Source organism: Pseudomonas sp. IT-196MI5 (assembly GCF_949767415.1).
Taxonomy (GTDB): Bacteria; Pseudomonadota; Gammaproteobacteria; order Pseudomonadales; family Pseudomonadaceae; genus Aquipseudomonas.
In genome coordinates this window covers 205,083-221,469 of record NZ_CATKPZ010000022.1, presented here as the reverse complement: position 1 = coordinate 221,469, position 16,387 = coordinate 205,083, and the positions used below count along the sequence as shown (strand labels likewise).

The 16,387-nt window shown below is 59.9% G+C and carries 13 protein-coding genes; 5 read left to right on the top strand and 8 right to left on the bottom strand.

Annotated features, from left to right (window positions below):
• Positions 1–47 precede the first annotated feature (47 nt).
• The 3 genes from glpK (at position 48) to glpD (ending at position 4,242) form a co-directional block, all read left to right on the top strand.
• A complete protein-coding gene (gene glpK, locus ACM6IK_RS15365) occupies positions 48–1,553 on the top strand; it encodes a glycerol kinase GlpK (protein ID WP_414874999.1) in 1,506 nt (501 codons plus the stop codon).
• A 95-nt stretch (positions 1,554–1,648) separates the two neighbouring features.
• Complete coding sequence (locus ACM6IK_RS15360) at positions 1,649–2,404, top strand: DeoR/GlpR family transcriptional regulator (protein WP_108214993.1); 756 nt, start codon at positions 1,649–1,651, stop codon at positions 2,402–2,404.
• A gap of 299 nt (positions 2,405–2,703) precedes the next feature.
• On the top strand, positions 2,704–4,242 hold the full coding sequence (gene glpD / locus ACM6IK_RS15355) for a glycerol-3-phosphate dehydrogenase (RefSeq protein ID WP_414874998.1): 1,539 nt from the start codon (positions 2,704–2,706) through the stop codon (positions 4,240–4,242).
• 324 nt (positions 4,243–4,566) lie between these two features.
• Here the strand turns inward: glpD and ACM6IK_RS15350 are convergent, their stop codons facing one another.
• From ACM6IK_RS15350 to ACM6IK_RS15340, 3 genes are all read right to left on the bottom strand, one after another.
• The gene (locus ACM6IK_RS15350; protein WP_414874997.1) at positions 4,567–5,673 is read right to left on the bottom strand and encodes an NADH:flavin oxidoreductase/NADH oxidase; all 1,107 of its coding nucleotides are present in this window, start codon (positions 5,671–5,673) and stop codon (positions 4,567–4,569) included.
• 328 nt (positions 5,674–6,001) lie between these two features.
• Positions 6,002–7,711, bottom strand: a complete 1,710-nt coding sequence (gene recJ / locus ACM6IK_RS15345) for a single-stranded-DNA-specific exonuclease RecJ (protein WP_414874996.1) — start codon at positions 7,709–7,711, stop codon at positions 6,002–6,004.
• Positions 7,712–7,777: 66 nt separating this feature from the next.
• Positions 7,778–8,320: a YaeQ family protein gene (locus tag ACM6IK_RS15340; RefSeq protein ID WP_007971297.1), complete on the bottom strand. Its 543-nt coding sequence runs from the start codon at positions 8,318–8,320 to the stop codon at positions 7,778–7,780.
• 147 nt (positions 8,321–8,467) lie between these two features.
• On the opposite strand from ACM6IK_RS15340, the gene ACM6IK_RS15335 reads away from it, so the two are divergent.
• Positions 8,468–9,667, top strand: coding sequence for a CaiB/BaiF CoA transferase family protein (locus ACM6IK_RS15335; RefSeq protein WP_414874995.1), 1,200 nt, complete (start codon positions 8,468–8,470; stop codon positions 9,665–9,667).
• A complete protein-coding gene (locus ACM6IK_RS15330) occupies positions 9,621–10,577 on the top strand; it encodes a TIGR02285 family protein (protein WP_414874994.1) in 957 nt (318 codons plus the stop codon). Before ACM6IK_RS15335 ends, ACM6IK_RS15330 begins: the two co-directional genes overlap by 47 nt.
• A 170-nt stretch (positions 10,578–10,747) precedes the next feature.
• Here ACM6IK_RS15330 and ACM6IK_RS15325 read toward each other — a convergent pair whose 3' ends face one another.
• The 5 genes from ACM6IK_RS15325 to dsbC form a co-directional block, all read right to left on the bottom strand.
• On the bottom strand, positions 10,748–11,035 hold the full coding sequence (locus ACM6IK_RS15325) for a DUF3509 domain-containing protein (protein WP_414874993.1): 288 nt from the start codon (positions 11,033–11,035) through the stop codon (positions 10,748–10,750).
• Positions 11,036–11,195: 160 nt separating this feature from the next.
• Entirely contained in the window at positions 11,196–12,551 is a 1,356-nt protein-coding gene (locus tag ACM6IK_RS15320; protein WP_414874992.1) for a transporter substrate-binding domain-containing protein, read from the bottom strand.
• 119 nt (positions 12,552–12,670) lie between these two features.
• The gene (gene thrC / locus ACM6IK_RS15315) at positions 12,671–14,080 is read right to left on the bottom strand and encodes a threonine synthase (RefSeq protein WP_414874991.1); all 1,410 of its coding nucleotides are present in this window, start codon (positions 14,078–14,080) and stop codon (positions 12,671–12,673) included.
• Between the two features lie 66 nt (positions 14,081–14,146).
• A complete protein-coding gene (locus tag ACM6IK_RS15310; protein WP_414874990.1) occupies positions 14,147–15,451 on the bottom strand; it encodes a homoserine dehydrogenase in 1,305 nt (434 codons plus the stop codon).
• 132 nt (positions 15,452–15,583) lie between these two features.
• Complete coding sequence (dsbC, locus tag ACM6IK_RS15305; RefSeq protein WP_218439690.1) at positions 15,584–16,315, bottom strand: bifunctional protein-disulfide isomerase/oxidoreductase DsbC; 732 nt, start codon at positions 16,313–16,315, stop codon at positions 15,584–15,586.
• Positions 16,316–16,387: the final 72 nt, after the last annotated feature.

Genomic DNA, 16,387 nt, shown 5'->3' with positions numbered 1-16,387 from the left:
GATCACGCGCCAGACCTCACTCCCTTATTTCGTCCAAGGCAATCGACATGACCGACACACAGAATAAGAACTACATCATTGCCCTCGATCAGGGTACGACCAGCTCCCGCGCGATCATTTTCGACCGTGACGCGAACGTGGTCTGCACCGCCCAACGGGAGTTCGCACAGCACTACCCGCAAGCCGGTTGGGTCGAGCATGACCCGATGGAGATCTTCGCCACCCAAAGCGCCGTGATGGTCGAGGCCCTGGCACAAGCCGGCCTGCACCACGACCAGGTAGCAGCCATCGGCATCACCAACCAGCGCGAAACCACCGTGGTCTGGGACAAGAACACCGGCCGCCCGATCTACAACGCAATCGTCTGGCAGTGCCGACGCAGCACCGAGATCTGCCAGCAACTCAAGCGCGATGGCCACGAACAATACATCAGCGAAACCACTGGCCTGGTCACCGACCCGTACTTCTCCGGCACCAAGCTCAAGTGGATCCTCGACAACGTCGAAGGCAGCCGCGAGCGCGCGCGCAACGGTGAACTGTTGTTCGGCACCGTCGACAGTTGGCTGATCTGGAAATTTACCGGCGGCAAGGTGCATGTCACCGACTACACCAACGCTTCGCGCACCATGCTCTTCAACATCCACACCCTGGAGTGGGACGCGAAGATGCTGGAAGTCCTCGACATCCCGCCTGAGATGCTCCCGCAAGTCAAATCGTCGTCCGAGATCTACGGCCACACAAAAAGCGGCATCGCCATCGGTGGCATTGCCGGTGACCAGCAAGCCGCTCTGTTCGGCCAGATGTGTGTCGAGCCAGGCCAGGCGAAAAACACCTACGGCACTGGCTGCTTCCTGTTGATGAACACCGGCGACAAAGCCGTGAAATCCCGACACGGCATGCTGACCACCATCGCTTGTGGCCCGCGTGGCGAAGTCGCTTACGCGCTGGAAGGCGCGGTGTTCAACGGCGGCTCTACCGTACAGTGGCTGCGTGACGAACTGAAGATCATCAACGACGCCCACGACACCGAATACTTCGCCAACAAGGTCAAGGACAGCAACGGTGTGTACCTGGTGCCGGCCTTCACCGGTCTTGGCGCCCCGTACTGGGACCCGTACGCCCGTGGTGCATTGTTCGGACTGACCCGCGGCGTCCGCGTGGATCACATCATTCGGGCCGCGCTGGAATCGATTGCCTACCAGACCCGCGACGTGCTGGACGCCATGCAGCAGGACTCTGGCGAACGCCTCAAGGCGTTGCGCGTGGACGGCGGTGCGGTGGCCAACAACTTCCTCATGCAGTTCCAGGCCGACATCCTCGGCACGCAGGTCGAGCGCCCGCAAATGCGCGAAACCACGGCGCTGGGTGCGGCTTACCTGGCAGGTCTGGCCTGTGGCTTCTGGGGCAGCCTGGAGGAGTTACGTGGCAAGGCCGTGATCGAACGCCAGTTCGAGCCGACACTGGACGAAGCCGCAAAGGAAAAACTCTACGCTGGCTGGAAAAAAGCGGTCAGTCGCACCCGCGATTGGGCGGCTGAAGACGAGGCTGAATAAGCTAACTCCAGTCCCCGTATCTGTATGTAACTGGTAGGGAGCGGATTCCTGCGGCATCATGGGCAAATTTTGCACGGCAGCCCAAAGGACGCCCCATGAATCTGCCTCCCCGTCAGCAGCAAATCCTCGAACTGGTCCGCGAACGTGGCTATGTCAGTATCGAGGAAATGGCCGCTCTGTTCGTAGTTACCCCGCAGACCATCCGCCGCGACATCAATCAGCTCGCTGAAGCCAACTTGTTGCGTCGCTACCACGGTGGCGCCGCCTATGATTCCAGTGTCGAAAACACCGCCTACGCCATGCGCGCCGATCAGATGCGCGACGAAAAACAGCGTATCGGCGAAGCCATTGCCGCACAGATTCCCGACCATGCCTCGTTGTTCATCAACATCGGCACGACCACCGAGTCCATTGCCCGGGCACTGCTTAACCACAGTCACCTGAAAATCATCACCAACAACCTGCATGTGGCTTCGATGCTCAGCGCCAAGGACGACTTCGACGTACTGCTGACCGGTGGCAATGTGCGGCGTGACGGCGGCGTGGTCGGTCAGGCCAGTGTCGACTTCATCAACCAGTTCAAGGTCGATTTCGCCCTGGTCGGCATCAGTGGTATCGATGAGGACGGCAGCCTGCTGGACTTCGATTATCAGGAAGTGCGGGTATCCCAGGCGATCATCGCCAATGCCCGACAAGTGATCCTCGCGGCCGACTCCAGCAAATTCGGACGCAACGCCATGATTCGCCTGGGGCCGATCAGCCTGGTTGATTGCCTGGTCACCGATCAGCAGCCTTCCCCGGCGCTGGCTCAGTTGTTGAACCAGCACAAGGTTCGGCTGGAAGTCGTTTAAGCCCCCTCCTTCTTCGGCGTCTGTATTGACGCCATCGCGAGCAAGCTCGCTCCCACAGTGATTGATGGCGTGCACAAGATTTGTGACCGACTCCATTCCTTGTGGGAGCGAGCTTGCTCGCGATGGCGGTCGCCAATACACAGCAAAATGTTCGTAAATTTTCCTTTAACGGCCCTTCGATGAGTATTTTCAATCGAAGCTGACTGGCTGTGCGCTTCTTTATGGGCTAGTATTTTCGAAAATGAACATTAATGTTCGAATTCAAATACAGAACTTCAAAGAATTCCGAGGCCGAGCCGATGCCCAATTCCACCTTGTCCATGCCCCCTCTCGCCGAGGTCTACGATATCGCCGTCATCGGTGGCGGGATCAATGGTGCGGGGATCGCAGCGGATGCCGCCGGTCGCGGTCTTTCGGTGTTCCTTTGTGAAAAGGATGATCTGGCCAGCCATACCTCATCGGCCAGCAGCAAGCTGATTCACGGCGGCCTGCGCTACCTCGAACATTACGAATTCCGCCTGGTGCGTGAAGCCCTGGCCGAACGCGAAGTGCTGTTGACCAAGGCTCCGCACATCGTCAAGCAAATGCGTTTCGTATTGCCGCACCGCCCGCACCTGCGCCCGGCGTGGATGATTCGCGCCGGCCTGTTCCTCTATGACAACCTGGGCAAGCGCGAGCAATTGCAAGGTTCGAAAAGCCTGAAGTTCGGCCCCGACAGCGCGCTCAAAAGCGAGATCACCAAGGGCTTCGAGTACTCCGATTGCTGGGTCGACGACGCGCGCCTGGTGGTGTTGAACGCCATGGCCGCACGGGAAAAAGGCGCCCACGTTCACACCCAGACCCGCTGCGTCAGCGCTCGCCGTACCAAGGGGCTGTGGCACCTGCATCTCGAGCGTGCCAATGGCAGCCTGTTTTCGATCCGCGCCAAAGCATTGGTGAATGCGGCCGGACCATGGGTCGCCAGGTTCATTCGCGATGACCTGAAGATGGAATCGCCTTACGGCATCCGCCTGATTCAGGGCAGCCACCTGATCGTGCCGAAACTGTACGAAGGCGAACACGCGCACATCCTGCAGAACGAAGATCAGCGCATCGTGTTCACCATTCCGTACCTGAATCACTTCACCCTGATCGGCACCACTGACCGCGAGTACACCGGCGATCCGGCGAAAGTGGCAATTACCGATGGCGAAACCGATTACCTGCTGAACGTGGTCAATGCCCATTTCAAAAAGCAAATCAGCCGCAACGACATCCTGCACAGTTATTCCGGCGTGCGCCCGCTGTGCAACGACGAATCCGACAACCCGTCGGCAGTGACCCGCGACTACACCCTGGCGCTGTCTGGCACTGGCGAAGAGGCTCCGTTGCTGTCGGTGTTCGGCGGCAAGCTCACTACCTATCGAAAACTGGCCGAGTCGGCACTGGCGCAACTGGCACCGTACTTCAAGCACATCAAGCCAAGCTGGACCGCCAGCGCCACGCTGCCGGGCGGTGAAGACATGACCACCCCGCAAGCCTTGAGCTCGCGTATCCGCGACCAATTCGACTGGGTACCGAGCGAGATCGCGCGCCGCTGGGCTACCACCTACGGCAGCCGCACCTGGCGCATGCTCGAAGGCGTACAGGACCTCAGCGATATGGGCGAGCACATCGGCGGCGGTCTCTACACCCGTGAAGTCGACTATCTGTGCAGCGAAGAATGGGCCACCAGCGCCCACGACATCCTCTGGCGTCGCAGCAAGCTCGGCTTGTTCACGACGGCGGCCGAACAGGAAAAGCTCAAGGACTACCTGAACATGGTCGAACAGAACCGCAGCAAGATCGAAGCCGCCTGATCGATCGCGGCATAAACAAAAGGTTCTTCACGGAATTCCGGGGGAACACATATAACGAAATATCTGTCGCCAATAGCCATGGAGCAAAAAGCGGCATAAACACCGTAACCGGTGTCCGGGATTACTTGACCAGTTCAGCCGTTACCGCAGCAATGAATATGTACACCAGGAAGAAAATGCTCGACCGTCAGTTGCCATCGCTGGCAAGTCGGATCGCCGCACCGCAGCTCCTACAGGTATCGGTATTCCCCGGGATTGCGTGAAGAACCAAACAAAAGCCCCTTGAATCTCACGATTCAAGGGGCTTTTTCGTATCGATGGATTTCAGTCGCGCAAATCCGATTCGTGAATCGGCTGCTCACGGTGAGTCGCCCGCTGATACTGCGCCGGCCACACGGCCTTGTGCCCGCCCAGATCATCATCTGCATGCAGCGCCCAGTACGGGTCGCGCAACAACTCACGAGCCAGGAAGATGATGTCCGCCTGACAGGTGCGCAGGATGTGCTCGGCCTGTGCCGGCTCGGTGATCATGCCAACCGTGCCGGTGGCCATGCCCGACTCCTTGCGCACACGTTCGGCGAAGCGGGTCTGGTAACCGGGACCTGTGGGAATTTCGGCATTCACCGCCGTCCCGCCCGACGAGACGTCGATCAGGTCCACTCCCTGGGCTTTGAGGCGACGGGCGAGTTCCACGGTTTCATCGGGGTTCCAGCCGTCCTCCACCCAGTCGGTGGCCGATACCCGGACAAACACCGGAAATTCTTCAGGCCACACCGCACGCACCGCTTCGGTGACCTGCAACACCAGCCGAATGCGATTTTCGAATGAACCGCCATATTGATCGCGCCGCTGATTGCTCAACGGCGACAGGAACTGATGCAACAGGTAACCATGGGCGGCGTGCACTTCTACCACCTTGAAACCGGCTTTTAGCGAGCGCTTTGCCGCATCGACAAAGGCCTGGATCACCTTGGCGATCTCAGCGTCATCCAGCTGCCTGGGTTGTGTGTGTTGTGGATCAAAAGCAATCGGTGAAGGCCCGACCGGCACCCAGCCGCCCTCGTCGGGCTTGACGCTGCCATGCTTGCCGAGCCATGGCCGGTAAGTACTGGCCTTGCGCCCGGCATGGGCCAGTTGAATGCCGGCAACGGCGCCCTGGGCGTTGATGAAGCGGGTGATGCGTTGCAGGGGTTCGATCTGCTCGTCATTCCACAGACCGAGGTCCTGAGCGGTGATACGCCCGTCGGCGGTGACCGCCGTGGCTTCGGTAAACACCAGCCCGGCCCCGCCGACAGCACGGCTGCCGAGGTGGACCAGGTGCCAGTCATTGGCCAGGCCATCGGTGCTGGAGTACTGGCACATCGGCGATACCGCGATGCGGTTGGGCAGGGTCAATTGGCGAAGGGTAAAGGGTTCAAGCAGCAGACTCATGGGGCACCTCTCGAATCAGTGGGCAGGCTCCAGGTTCTGTTTGAATAGTCGACGAGTGACAGGAAAAAGGTACAGCACCCGCCCCCGCGGGCAAAAAATTCGACAAGACGTCACAAGGCTAAAATCAAGCAGTGTTTAGAGCCTAGTCGACATCGACGGATCAGGGAGGGTTCCGAGGGATTTGCTGGAGAGGAAGTCACTTTGGTTATTGTAGGAGCGAGCTCGCTCGCGATGGTCGTGAACGATAATGCGCTAAACCTGATGCCCAGCGGCGCCATTGGTTTTTTCGTCGGAACGCCGCCCGGAGCAAGCTCGCGCCTACAGGGATTCAACGCGGTTCGATGTGGGCAATCATCAGCTGGACCGTCTCGTTGCCACGAAACTCGTTGAGGTCGAGCTTGTAGGCCAGTTCCACCCACTTGATGGTCGGATTCGGCCAGATGTCGCGGTCGATCCCGAAGGCAATGCCGTCGAGTTTCACCGAACCACATTCACTTTTCAGCACGACTTTAAGGTGCCGTTCGCCCACAACCCGCTGCTCGACCAACTGGAACACCCCATGAAACAACGGTTCCGGGAAGTGCTGTCCCCAAGGACCGGCATGCCGCAGGGCACGGGCCAGTTCCAGGTGGAACTCTTCCACCGCCAGGGTGCCGTCCGACAACAGGCGGCCAGTCAGGTCTTCTTCGCGCATCTGCCGGCGCACTTCAGCGTCAAAGGCTTCGGCGAACAAGGGGAAATTCGCTTCCGGCAGCGTCAGGCCGGCCGCCATCGCGTGGCCGCCGTACTTGGTGATCAGATTCGGATGCTGCGCCGCCACCACGCTCAGGGCGTCGCGGATGTGAAAGCCCTGGACCGAACGCCCCGAACCCTTGAGCAGGCCGTCTCCGGCATCGGCAAAGGCGATGGTCGGGCGGAAATAGCGCTCTTTCATCCGTGATGCGAGGATACCGATGACACCCTGATGCCACTCGGGATCGAACAGGCACAAGCCGAACGGCATCGACTCCACCGGCAGATCCTTGAGCTGCGCCAGCGCTTCGCGCTGCATGCCCTGCTCGATGGATTTGCGATCCTGGTTCATGCCGTCCAACTGAGCAGCCATTTCACGGGCCAGCCCGGCGTCTTCGGTCAGCAGGCATTCGATGCCCAGACTCATGTCATCCAGGCGCCCTGCCGCGTTCAGGCGCGGGCCGACGATGAAGCCCAGGTCGGTGGAAGTGATGCGTGTGTGGTCACGCTTGGCCACTTCGAGGATCGCTTTGATCCCCGGTCGGGCACGTCCGGCGCGAATCCGTTCCAGGCCCTGATGCACCAGAATCCGGTTGTTGGCATCCAGCGGCACCACGTCGGCCACGCTGCCCAAGGCCACCAGATCGAGCAGTTCGCCGATATTCGGCTGCGGCTTGCTGGTGTACCAGCCAAGTTCGCGCAATCGCGCGCGCAAGGCCATCAGCACATAGAAAATCACCCCGACACCGGCCAGCGCCTTGCTCGGAAACTCGCAACCAGGCTGATTCGGATTGACGATCGCATCGGCCAACGGCAACTCGTCACCGGGCAAGTGGTGATCCGTAACCAACACCTTGAGTCCGGCCTTTTTCGCCGCGGCCACGCCTTCGACGCTGGAGATGCCGTTGTCGACGGTGATCAGCAAATGCGGCTGGCGCTCCAGCGCGACCGCGACGATCTCCGGTGTCAGGCCGTAGCCGTAGTCGAAACGGTTTGGCACCAGATAATCGACATGCGCCGCACCCAGCAAACGCAGGCCCAGCGTGCCCACGGTGCTGGCCGTCGCGCCGTCGGCATCGAAGTCGCCGACGATCAGAATGCGCTGGCGCTGTTCGAGCGCCGTCACCAGCAGATCCACGGCGGCATCGATGCCCTTGAGCTGCTGGAACGGAATCAACCGCGCCAGGCTCTTGTCCAGTTCTGCCTCGGATTGCACACCCCGCGCCGCGTACAGGCGGGTCAGCAGCGGCGGAATATCACCGAGGAATGGCAGGGTGTCGGGCAGTAGGCGAGGTTCGATGCGCATGGGGTGAAAGATGCTTCTCTTCAATACGTAGGATAAAACCGGGTGATGCGCTAAAGCGGCGAAAAATCAGCCGCGCTCACCAGCCAGCCACTGCAACTGGACTTCGTGCTGACCGCGGTCGTCGGTGACGAAGATCGTCCCTTCGCTGATCATCACGTCCCACTTGATAACGCGCGGCATGTCTTTGGCCAGGGTTTCCAGGACTTCCTGGGGCACGGCAGCGATGTTGACGTTCTTCAGGTTTTTCACTGCCGGCACCACTTTGCCTTCCCACACGCGCAAACTGCCGTAGGCCAGCAGGCTGGTGCGTTCAGTGCGACGCGAACACCAGGTCAGGCGCTCGGCATCGGGCTGGCCGACTTCGATCCAGTGCAGGACGCGGTCATCCAGGCTTTTTTCCCACAAGGCAGGCTCATCCACTTCCGACAGACCACGGCCAAACGACAGCTGCTCGTTGTACCAGAGGGCGTAGGCCAGCAGGCGCACGGTCATGCGCTCTTCGGTTTCCGAAGGGTGACGGGCGATGGTCTGCTTCACGCTCTCATAGACGCTGCGGTCAAGGTCGGTGAGGTTCAGTTCAAACTTGTAGGTCGTGGACGGCTGGGCCATGAACGGGCTTCTTGATACGAGGAAAGGCGGCAAGTCTAACCGATGCGCAAGGCAATCCACGAATTGAAGGTGATCAACCTGAAGCGCCTGACAGTCGGCTATGTTAAAACGCTGTATTCGCTCATCCTTTGTCCTGCAGGATCCCGCATGCCGCTCACCGCCAAACCGCTTTCCGGTCTGAAAGTCATCGAATTGGGTACCTTGATTGCCGGCCCGTTTGCTTCGCGCATTTGCGCTGAATTCGGTGCCGATGTGATCAAGGTCGAGTCTCCGGACGGCGGTGATCCATTGCGCAAATGGCGCAAGTTGTATGAAGGCACTTCGTTGTGGTGGTTCGTCCAGGCCCGCAATAAAAAGTCCCTGACCCTCAATCTCAAGCACCCCGACGGTCAGGCGATCCTGAAACAGCTGCTGGGTGAAGCAGACATTCTGATCGAAAACTTTCGTCCCGGCGTCCTGGAAAAACTCGGCCTGGGCTGGGACGTCCTGCACGCCTTGAACCCGAAACTGGTCATGGTGCGGCTGTCGGGTTTCGGCCAGACCGGTCCGATGAAAGATCAGCCCGGCTTTGGTGCGGTTGGTGAATCCATGGGCGGTCTGCGCTACATCACCGGCTTCGAAGACCGGCCACCGGTGCGCACCGGCATTTCCATCGGCGACTCGATTGCCGCGCTCTGGGGCGTGATCGGCGCACTGATGGCCCTGCGTCATCGCGAAGTCAACGGCGGCCAGGGGCAAGTGGTGGACGTGGCGCTGTACGAAGCCATCTTCGCGATGATGGAAAGCATGGTCCCTGAGTTCGACGTGTTCGGCTTCATTCGCGAACGCACGGGCAATATCATGCCGGGCATCACCCCGTCCTCGATCCACACCAGCGCCGATGGCAAGCACGTGCAGATCGGCGCCAATGGCGACGCGATTTTCAAACGCTTCATGCTGATCATTGGCCGGGAGGACCTGGCCAACGACCCCCTGCTTGCCAGCAACGATGGCCGCGATGCCCGACGCGATGAGATTTATGGCGTCATCGATCGCTGGGTCAACTCGTTGCCGCTGGACACGGTGCTGGCGCGGCTCAATCAGGCCGAAGTGCCGGCCAGCCGGATCTTCAGCGCCGAAGACATGTTCAATGACCCTCAGTACCTGGCGCGGGAAATGTTCCTGCAGGCCAAGCTGCCGGATGGCAAAGACTTCAAGATGCCGGGCATTGTGCCGAAACTCTCAGAGACACCCGGGGAATGTGAATGGGTCGGGCCACAACTGGGTGAACACAACGCACAGGTACTCCAGGAACTTGGCTATGACGCGACGCAGATCGCAGAGTTGCGCAAAGACGGAGCCATCTGAACTGAGGCCCCTGCCTCGAAGCTGCCCGTCGCGCGGCGGACAGCTACTGTACATGCTGGCGATTTTGCTCTTGCTCCTTGAAACGGCCCCATCAGCCCTGGCGCAAACCAGGGAAACCCTGATCTGGCTCAAACGCGACCTGCCGCCGCTGACGATCTTCGACGGCCCGAAAAAGGGCCAGGGCGTTATCGATCAACTGCTTCCACTGTTGATTGCCGGCATGCCGCAGTACCAGCACAACGTGATAAGGGTCAATCGCGCGCGTGGATTGCAAATGCTCCACGAACCGTCCCTCGTTTGCGACGCGGCGCTGAACTGGAGCAAGGAACGGGAAAAGTGGATCGCCTTTTCCATCCCGGTCTTCCGCGCCATGAGCAATGGCCTGGCCGTGCGGCGCGTCGACCAGAAAGTGCTGGCGCCCTTTATCAAGGACGGCGAAGTGGACCTGGCGGCTCTGCTTGCCAGCGGCAGCGAAAAACTGGGGATTATTGCCGAGCGCAATTACGGCGAATACCTCGACGGGCTGCTCAAGCAAGCGCCAGCCGACGCGCTGACTCCTCATTACGGCAACGACGCCTTGGGCAGCCTGCTGCAAATGCAGCGCCTGGGACGCTTGCGTCTGCTGCTGGGCTATCGCCCGGAAATTCGCTACCAGGCCTCGCAGCAAGGCATCGCCGAGGATGAATTGCAGTTCTATCCAATTCGTGGCACGGGCAAATACCTGTCCGGTTATATCGGCTGCACCGACACGCCAAAGGGCCGGCAGGCCATTGTCGAGATCAACCAGGTGCTGCGTACCCTTCCCCGTGAACGCCTTGACGAGGCCTATGCCGCCTGGCTGGATCCCGAGAGCCGTAGCGAATACCTGAAAGACACCAAGGCGTTTTTCGACAACCTGGCGCAACCCTGACAAATCCCGGGCAAAAAGAAACCCCGGGAAGTGGGGAGACGACCCGGGGTTAAACGTGGTCTGCCTGGAGACCAGTAGCAGCAAGCTACAAGCACCGGAGCACAATGCTTGATCCTGCTGTTATAAAGTCTGACCGACCTGGGCGCGGGAAGGTTCCCACAAAAATCCCTTCAATTGCGGCTGGTCAGCAGCTTGTCCTGCGCCGCATTACGCAACGCCGCGATGACACAAGGCTCAAGGCGTCCTTCAGCGATCAGCACGTCGCGGTGCAAACCGTCGACCACATCCGTCAGCAGCCGTTTGTCATCCAACTGGACCTGATTGAACTCGCGCTCGACCACCGTCGCGCCGATAGCATTCTTCAGGGTTACCCGGCATTCGCCACGAATGCCTGACGGGGTCAACGTGACCTGATACGGGCTCAGCGCCTCACCGAGCAACAGATTGATACTTTCCATCCCGATCACCACTCAATAGTCCGAAACAACGTGCCTGGGGCGGGCCTGAAAAAGATGACCGCTGGCCCGAGAAGAAAGTTCTGGATACTGACTGCAAGCGAACCTGCAGCCCAGTCAAGAGAGCATGCACGTCGAACATGACAGAGAAAAAACGCTACCATCACGTCTGTCGGGTACGTCGGGCGATGTCGGCCCAGCCCCCCAACAATCCTCGTAGCTGGCCATCCGCCGTGTAAAACGGCACCGTCCACTGGTAAATATCCCTGGCGCCGTCCTTGAACATCAATTGACGCTCGAAGAAGCGCGTCCTGCGCGTACTCAACTGCGCCAGAAACTCGGCGTGCAGCAGTTCCGCGGTTTGTCTGGGCATGACGTCGACCTCGATCAACTGCCGCCCCTGCATCCGGTCAAAACGTGTCGACAAAGCATCCTCATAACTTTTGTTGCACATGATCAAGCGCCCTTGCAGATCACGGACAAACATCGGGTCAGGCATGGCATCCATCAAGGCATGCTGGAAGGCGAGCTGATCGCGCAGACTGCTTTGGGCCTCGACCCGTTGCCTGACCACCACCGCCAACCGCCGATTCCAGAGCAGGGACAACAGGCCGAACAGGCTGAGCACAAACATGCCCCAGCAGACCCACTGGTCAATCCGCTGCCAGAGGCCAGGCGGCGGTGGCACGGTAGTGCCGCCGAACCACTTAAGGCGAAGGTCGCGCAGCTCCTGCGCAGGAAACGCCTCAAGCGCCTTGTTGAGGATACTCAGCAACTGCGGCTGACCTTTGCGCAACGTCAGATAATCCGCATCCCATTTGCCCGGCACCACAGCCCCGATCTGCAGCCGACCCGACGGAAAGTGCAGGGCGCCGATTTCGTTTTCGATGGTGACGTAGGCTTCGTCGCTTTCAACCCAGGCACGGGCTTCGGCATAGGTTTTGACCGAACGCAATTCGATGGACGGATAATCACGGCGGATCACCGCTTCCAGTGCATGCCGGGTCGGCAGCACCAGTACCCGCTTCGCCATATCCTCCAGCGACTGCACCGGCGGCGCCCCGGCCTGCCCGACAAAGACCCATCCGGCACCGCCGAACGCATGGCTGAAATCGAGAAATACCTTGCGTTCATCATTCATCGCCAAGGTCGTACTCAAATTCGCCGCGCCGCTTTCCAGACGGGCCAGCATCTGATCGGTGGAAAAAGACTGTTCGTAAACGAACTGCAACCCCGTCATGTCACTGATGCGCTTGAGCAGATCACTGTTCAAGCCCGTCCATTGACCATGTTCATCCTTGAACAGGTACAACGGATATTCCAGTGCCGTGACCACGACCCGTGGATGGCTGGCCATCCATTGCAACTCCTGGTCATTCAGCACGACCATTGAGCGGTGGGCAGACATCCCGCGCTCCGGAATCGATGCAGGGTTCGCCCCTCCCCATTCGGCGATTCCCAGCATGCCGAATAAAAACAGCCAGCGTGCGACTGGCTTGAACACACTTGTAAACAGCATTCCCACGTCCTTGGTGATCCATTCGCCTGTCCCTTCGCGGCGATAACACGACAAGTGTGCACTCAGAAATGAAAAAGCCCGTCAGGAGACGGGCTTCAAAATGTTACAGCGCTGACCGGTTACAGCGGCTTGCCGCGGTTGCCATGCTGACTGACAAAGGCCTGCACGGCCTTCAGGTCATTTGGCAATACGGTGCAACGTTCGTCTCGTTCAAACAAATCAGAAAGATGTGCAGGCAGCTCGAGCTCTTTTCTTACGCCGGCTTTTTCCACGGCATCCGGGAATTTGACCGGGTGGGCGGTGCCCAGGATCACCATTGGAATGTCCAGGCTGCGACGGCATTCCCGCGCAGCTTTCACGCCGATGGCCGTGTGTGGATCCAGCACTTCGCCAGTCTGCTCGTAGACTTCGGCGATGGTTTCGCAGGTTTGCGCGTCATCCACGGCCAGCGAGTCGAACAACTTGCGAGCTTCGGTCCAGCGCTCTTGCTCGACGCTGAAACCGCCGCCTTGCTTGAACGAATCCATCAGCCCGGCGATGGCCGCGCCGTTGCGACCATGCAGGTCAAACAGCAAGCGCTCGAAGTTCGACGACACCATGATGTCCATGGACGGCGACAGCGTGGCGTGCAGGGTTTCCTTGACGTACTGGTTGCCGCTCATGAAGCGGTGCAGGATGTCGTTGCGGTTGGTGGCGACGATCAACTGGTTGATCGGCAGGCCCATGTTGCGCGCCAGGTAACCGGCGAAGATGTCGCCGAAGTTGCCGGTCGGCACAGAGAACGACACCGAACGTGCCGGGCCGCCCAGTTGCAGGGCTGCGTGGAAGTAGTAAACAATCTGGGCCATGATCCGCGCCCAGTTGATCGAATTCACCGCCACCAGGCGCGTGCCCTTGAGGAAGCCCTGGTCGGCGAAGCTCGCCTTGACCATTTCCTGGCAGTCATCGAAGTTGCCTTCGATGGCGATGTTGTGGATGTTCTCACCGAAGATGGTGGTCATCTGCCGACGCTGCACTTCGGACACCCGGTTGTGCGGGTGCAGGATGAAGATGTCGACGTTTTCGCAATGCTTGCAGCCTTCGATGGCGGCCGAGCCGGTGTCACCGGAAGTGGCACCGACGATTACCACGCGCTCGCCGCGCTTTTCCAGCACGTAGTCGAGCAAACGACCGAGCAATTGCAAGGCGAAGTCCTTGAATGCCAGGGTCGGGCCGTGGAACAGCTCCAGCACCCATTCGTTGCCGTTCAGCTGACGCAGCGGCGCAACGGCGCTGTGGGCGAAGACACCGTAGGTTTCTTCAAGGATTTTCTTGAAATCGGCGTCCGGAATACTGCCGGTAACGAACGGGCGCATGACGCGAAAAGCCAGTTCGTGATACGGCAGGCCGGCCCAGGAAGCGATTTCTTCCTGGGTGAATCGTGGCAGGTTTTCCGGGACGTACAGACCGCCGTCGGTGGCAAGGCCTGCCAGCAGGACGTCTTCGAAATTCAGGGCCGGTGCCTGGCCGCGGGTACTGATGTAACGCATGACTGACTCCAATGGACAGTGTTCGTAGTGCCGGACCCGCAAGCGAGCCCGGTCAACGATATCGGCTTAGTTCAGGTGCTCGACACGGATCCGTACAACCGGACCGACCACACCCGCCAAGGCTTCCAAAGCCGCGATGGCATCGTTGATGTGCTGTTCCAGCACACGGTGGGTCAGCAGGATCATCGGCACCAGGCCGTCGTGCTCCTCGGCTTCCTTCTGCATGATCGACTCAATGTTGATGCCGCGCTCCGAGAGGATGCTCGCGACCTGAGCCAATACACCCGGATGGTCCTTGGCCTGGATGCGCAGGTAGTAGGCGCTTTCACAGGCTTCGATCGGCAGGATCGGGTGAGCCGACAGCGAATCCGGTTGGAACGCCAGGTGCGGCACGCGGTTTTCCGGGTCGGAAGTCATGGCGCGGACCACGTCCACCAGGTCGGCGATCACGGACGAAGCGGTCGGTTCCATTCCGGCGCCAGCGCCGTAGAACAGGGTCGAACCAGCAGCATCGCCGTTGACCATCACCGCGTTCATCACGCCGTTGACGTTGGCGATCAGGCGATCGGCCGGGATCAGCGTCGGGTGCACGCGCAGCTCGATACCGGCCGCGGTGCTGCGCGCCACGCCCAGGTGCTTGATGCGGTAGCCCAGCGCTTCGGCGTAGTTGACGTCGGCGGTGGTCAGCCTGGTGATGCCTTCGGTGTAGGCCTTGTCGAATTGCAGCGGGATACCGAACGCGATGGACGCCAGGATCGTCAGCTTGTGAGCGGCGTCGATACCCTCGACGTCGAAGGTCGGATCGGCTTCGGCGTAACCCAGGGCCTGGGCTTCGGCCAATACGTCTTCGAAGGTGCGACCCTTCTCGCGCATTTCCGTCAGGATGAAGTTGCCCGTGCCGTTGATGATGCCGGCCACCCAGTTGATGCGGTTGGCCGACAGGCCTTCGCGGATCGCCTTGATCACAGGGATGCCACCGGCCACCGCCGCTTCGAACGCAACGATCACGCCCTTCTCGCGAGCCTTGGCGAAAATTTCATTACCGTGAACGGCGATAAGTGCCTTGTTCGCGGTGACCACATGCTTGCCATTCTCGATGGCCTTGAGTACCAGCTCGCGGGCAACGGTGTAGCCGCCCATCAGCTCTATGACGATGTCGATCTCAGGGTTCGTGGCCACTTCGAAGACATCGTTGGTAATCGCAATACCGGTCGTTTGGAACTGAGGCTTTGGCGTGCGCATGGCAATTTGTGCCACTTCGATCCCACGCCCGGCACGACGAGCAATTTCCTCGGCGTTGCGCTGAAGTACGTTGAAGGTACCGCCACCGACGGTCCCTAACCCACAGATGCCTACTTTGACCGGATTCACTGTGAACTCCCCATAAAACGGCCGACTCGAGGCCGGCCGTGAAAACAACCGCAGACTCGCGGCTCTCTATTGATGGCCCGGCGAACGTCGCTACCGGACCATGATCGTCAAGGCTTGCCGTGACGATGCGAATTACTTCGCGCCCAGCGCCAGTTTGGCGACTTGTGGCGCAGGCTGGTAGCCCGGAATGACCTGACCGTCGGCCAAAACGATGGCCGGTGTGCCGTTCACGCCGATCGACTGGCCGAGGGCGAACTGTTTGGAAACCGGGTTATCGCACTTGGCGGCCTTGATTTCCTTGCCGTCGACCATTTTGTCCATGGCCGCTTTCTTGTCTTTCGAACACCACACTGCTTGCAGCTGCTCGTCACCCGGCGAGCCCAGGCCCTGGCGCGGGAACGCGACGTAACGCACTTCGATGCCGCGCTTGTTCAGCTCAGGCACTTCGGCATGCAGTTTGTGGCAGTACGGGCAGGTGGTGTCGGTGAATACGGTGATGTGCGACTTGGTTTCGCCAATGGCCGGGTAGACAACGGTTTCGGCAACCGGGATGTCGTTGATCAGCTTGGAGATCCCCAGGCGCTCGGTCTTCTCGGTCAGGTTGACCGGCTTGCCGTCCTTGAGATCGAACAGGTAGCCCTGAACCACGTACTGGCCGTCGGCACTGGCATACAGCACGCGGCTGCCTTTGAGCTTGACTTCGTACAGGCCGGGCAACGGGCTGGCGGTGATGCTTTCCACTGGCACTTCGAGCTGGAGGCTTTCCAGGCTTTTACGAATGGCTTTGTCTGCCGCGTCATCGGCGACGGCAAAGGTGCTGACCAACGCAATGGCTGCGGCGGCGAAAATCTGGGTCAGACGCATGAGAACTCCTGAAGGCGAACATATGGGACGATCAGAACGCCCGTGCCGAAACACCGGGTCATAACCGCCCAT

Coding starts and splice junctions, on each gene's coding strand:
- ACM6IK_RS15335 (WP_414874995.1), top strand. CDS start 8,468: ATGCCGCTCACCGCCAAACCGCTTTCCGGTCTGAAAGTCATCGAATTG.
- glpK (WP_414874999.1), top strand. CDS start 48: ATGACCGACACACAGAATAAGAACTACATCATTGCCCTCGATCAGGGT.
- ACM6IK_RS15330 (WP_414874994.1), top strand. CDS start 9,621: ATGACGCGACGCAGATCGCAGAGTTGCGCAAAGACGGAGCCATCTGAA.
- recJ (WP_414874996.1), bottom strand. CDS start 7,711: ATGCGCATCGAACCTCGCCTACTGCCCGACACCCTGCCATTCCTCGGT.
- thrC (WP_414874991.1), bottom strand. CDS start 14,080: ATGCGTTACATCAGTACCCGCGGCCAGGCACCGGCCCTGAATTTCGAA.
- ACM6IK_RS15360 (WP_108214993.1), top strand. CDS start 1,649: ATGAATCTGCCTCCCCGTCAGCAGCAAATCCTCGAACTGGTCCGCGAA.
- ACM6IK_RS15320 (WP_414874992.1), bottom strand. CDS start 12,551: ATGCTGTTTACAAGTGTGTTCAAGCCAGTCGCACGCTGGCTGTTTTTA.
- dsbC (WP_218439690.1), bottom strand. CDS start 16,315: ATGCGTCTGACCCAGATTTTCGCCGCCGCAGCCATTGCGTTGGTCAGC.
- ACM6IK_RS15340 (WP_007971297.1), bottom strand. CDS start 8,320: ATGGCCCAGCCGTCCACGACCTACAAGTTTGAACTGAACCTCACCGAC.
- ACM6IK_RS15350 (WP_414874997.1), bottom strand. CDS start 5,673: ATGAGTCTGCTGCTTGAACCCTTTACCCTTCGCCAATTGACCCTGCCC.
- ACM6IK_RS15325 (WP_414874993.1), bottom strand. CDS start 11,035: ATGGAAAGTATCAATCTGTTGCTCGGTGAGGCGCTGAGCCCGTATCAG.
- glpD (WP_414874998.1), top strand. CDS start 2,704: ATGCCCAATTCCACCTTGTCCATGCCCCCTCTCGCCGAGGTCTACGAT.